Raw genomic sequence first — 2441 nt, forward strand, 5'->3', positions numbered from 1 at the left:
GCTTGACCCAGGACTTATTCGCGCTAACCGAGTTTTTTGCCGGGGGCGGGCTGGCGCGGATGGGGCTTGGCCCGGCGTGGACATGCCTGTTCGCCAACGATATCTCTGAGAAGAAGGCCCGAGTCTATCGGGCCAATTTCCCGGAGCACCAGGAGCTGTGTGTCCAGGATATTTCGGAGGTGCAGCCGGGGATGATCTCAGGTCGTGCGACGCTCGCCTGGGCCTCGTTCCCGTGTCAGGATCTCTCGCTGGCGGGCAACGGTAAGGGGCTTCATGCCTCGCGCAGCGGGACGTTCTGGCCGTTCTGGTCGCTGATCACCGCACTAGAGGGCGAGGGCCGGGGCGTCCCGATCGTTGCGCTTGAGAACGTCGGCGGCCTGCTCACCTCAAACCAGGGCCGAGATTTTGCGCAGCTCCTCACGGTGCTTGTAGAGTCAGGCTATCGGCCCGGCGCGATGCTCATCGACGCGGCCCAGTTTGTGCCCCAGTCGCGTCCGCGCCTCTTTATCATCGCGGTCAAGCACGATCTTGATCTCCCCGAGGAGCTGCTGTGCCGTCCTGGCGCACGGTCGCCCTGGCACACACCTGCGATCTCCCAGGCCTACGAGCGGCTGCCCGAATCCATCAAGCGCGCCTGGGTCTGGTGGGATGTGCCGGCCCCTGTGATGAAGGTGGGGAGCCTGCGCGACGTCATTGAGCCTGAGCCTCGGGGCGTGCCGTGGCACTCCGAGGCTGAGACGGCCCGGCTGCTGTCGCTGATGTCGCCGCTTCACATAGCGAAGGTGCGGGCCGCACAGGCAAGCGGTGAGCTCCATGTGGGGACGGTGTATAAGCGCACGCGAGTTGAGGCCGGGGTGAAAGCCCAGCGGGCCGAGGTGCGATTTGACGATGTGAGCGGCTGCCTACGAACGCCAGTTGGCGGGTCGAGCCGGCAGCTCGTGCTGATCGTCGATCAGGGCAAGGTGCGGTCACGCCTGCTCTCGGTGCGCGAGGCGGCCCGGCTCATGGGCCTGCCCGATAGCTACCGGCTCCCCGAGAGCTATAACGAGGGCTACCACGTCATGGGCGATGCCGTCGCCGTCCCGGTGGTCGCCTGGCTTGAGCGGCATCTCCTGCGGCCCCTGGCCCATGCTACGATGAGCATTGCTCTCTAGCGTGATCTGCCCGAACATTCAACATTCACAATTCAACATTCAACATTACTGTGCCAAGGAAGTGCTCGATGGCGTAGGTGCTGATCTGCCCGCTGGGGCCGCTGAAGTTGAAGTCGGCGGCGTGGGTGGCCCAGGGCAGGTCGAGCAGCAGGTGCGGCCGGTCGGCGGCGGACAGGGCCGCGTCGAGCAGCTGGCTCTGGCGGAAGAAGACTAGCTCGTCGCGCCGCCCGTGGATCAGCAGGGTTGGCGGGGTGCGCTGCCCGACGAAGCTGATCGGCGAGGCCGCGGCGTAGGCTGCGGGCAGTCGCTCGGGCGGGCCGCCCAGGTAGAACTCCAGCGCCTCGGTCGAGTTGAGCACCAGCGGGTTGGAGGGGTGGGCGTAGCCGTAGACCATGTCGGTGGGGCCGTAGAAGGAGATCGCCCCGCGGATGGCCGGGTCGTCTGCGGTGTAGGCCACCAGCAGGGCGATCTGCCCGCCGGCCGAGCGCCCGCAGAGGGCGATCCGCGTCGGGTCGACGCCCAGCTCGGCGGCGCGGCCCTTGAGGTAGGCGACCGCCGCGCGCACGTCGTCGCGGGCGGCCGGGAACGGCCAGCGCGGGGCGAGCCGGTAGTTCACCGCCGCCACCGCGTAGCCCCGCCCCGCCAGGTAGCGGCTCAGCGCAGGCATCTCGCTCTTATCGCCGCCCTGCCACGCGCCGCCGTGGACGACCACCAGCAGTGGCGCCGGGGCCGTCGCGCCCTGGGCCGGGTAGAAGTCCAGATCAAGGCGCTGCCCGTCGGCCTCGCCAAATATCAGGGCGGTCGGCTCGCCTTCGGGCAGGGCGACGCCGCGCAGGAGATCGGCGGCGACGAGCGGGGCCGGGCGGCCGAGCTCGGGCGGCGGCGGGCCGAAGGCGGCGGCCAGCTGGGCGGGGAGCGCCTGGGCCACCGGCAGCGCCCGCAGCAGCGGGGTCAGGGCCACCAGCGCTGCGCCGATGCCGAGCGCCCCACCGACCTGCCCGGCGCGGGTGCGGCGCCAGCCGGGCAGCAGCGGGGCCAGCGCCGCCAGGGCCAGCAGGTGGCCCCACTCCGTCGCCACCACCGCCGCCCGGAACAGGTCCCAGGTCGGCGCCTCGAACAGCGCCAGGAGCGACACCGCCGCCGCCCCCGCGCCCCAGATCAGGCGCAGCGGCCCCTCGATCATGCTCAGAATACGTCGCACTGCGCGGGCTCCTCCCTCATTTGCCTGTGTCGCACAACAACCCCCAACCCCCACCCCCCAACCCCACGCCTAGTGTACGCGAAAAA

2 protein-coding genes are annotated in these 2441 nt (G+C 69.8%); one reads left to right on the plus strand and one right to left on the minus strand.

Annotation, left to right across the window (positions count from 1 at the left end; all coding sequences use genetic code 11):
- The first annotated feature begins 2 nt into the window (after positions 1–2).
- Positions 3–1154: a DNA cytosine methyltransferase gene (locus tag K2Z83_RS28170; protein ID WP_370650288.1), complete on the plus strand. Its 1152-nt coding sequence runs from the start codon at positions 3–5 to the stop codon at positions 1152–1154.
- 25 nt (positions 1155–1179) lie between these two features.
- Here K2Z83_RS28170 and K2Z83_RS28175 read toward each other — a convergent pair whose 3' ends face one another.
- On the minus strand, positions 1180–2355 hold the full coding sequence (locus K2Z83_RS28175; protein ID WP_220598495.1) for an alpha/beta hydrolase: 1176 nt from the start codon (positions 2353–2355) through the stop codon (positions 1180–1182).
- Between the last annotated feature and the right edge of the window lie 86 nt (positions 2356–2441).

Origin of the sequence: Oscillochloris sp. ZM17-4 (assembly GCF_019599295.1) — a bacterium.
Classification (GTDB): domain Bacteria; phylum Chloroflexota; class Chloroflexia; order Chloroflexales; family Chloroflexaceae; genus Oscillochloris.